Annotated in this window: 1 protein-coding gene; it reads left to right on the forward strand. The window is 36.5% G+C overall.

Annotated elements, in window-relative coordinates:
• Nucleotides 1-87 precede the first annotated feature (87 nt).
• The coding region (locus J5069_RS24155) for a recombinase family protein (protein ID WP_264646162.1) at nt 88-513 on the forward strand (426 nt) is incomplete at its 3' end.

Below are 513 nucleotides of genomic sequence, written 5' to 3' on the forward strand. Positions count from 1 at the left end.
GGCAACAATGAGTCCAAAATAAAATCTGAACGTTCTACCAGTGGGTGGCAAGCCAGATTTAACAATATGGTTAAAAACGGGGGGATTATGACCCGCCGTTTACCTCGCTGGTTAGATAGTGATGGTACTGGATACTTAATCAAAGATTACGAAGTATCGATCATTCGTCAAATATTCACAGATTACATTAATGGACTTACAAGTCCTGTAATAGCTAAAAGACTTAATGCGGATAAGAGATTAATTAATGGTAGTTTATGGCGTCCTAATGCTATTACTAAACTAATTAAAGATCGTCGGTTACTAGGTTTCTTTTGTCGTAATGTCAATGACGAAGAAGTATCTGATATATTTCCTAAAATTATTGATGATGAAACTTTTTATCATGCTAATAGCATATTGAAGATTGCAAGCAGTGGAGTAAAAGGCAGACCAAGGTATAACGATAAGGAACGCACTGTAAGAAATATACTCACTGGTCTAATCCGTTGTGGAAAATGTGGAGGCAGACTA

This window comes from Candidatus Symbiopectobacterium sp. NZEC127 (genome assembly GCF_025962675.1).
In the GTDB taxonomy this organism is placed as follows: Bacteria; Pseudomonadota; Gammaproteobacteria; order Enterobacterales; family Enterobacteriaceae; genus Symbiopectobacterium.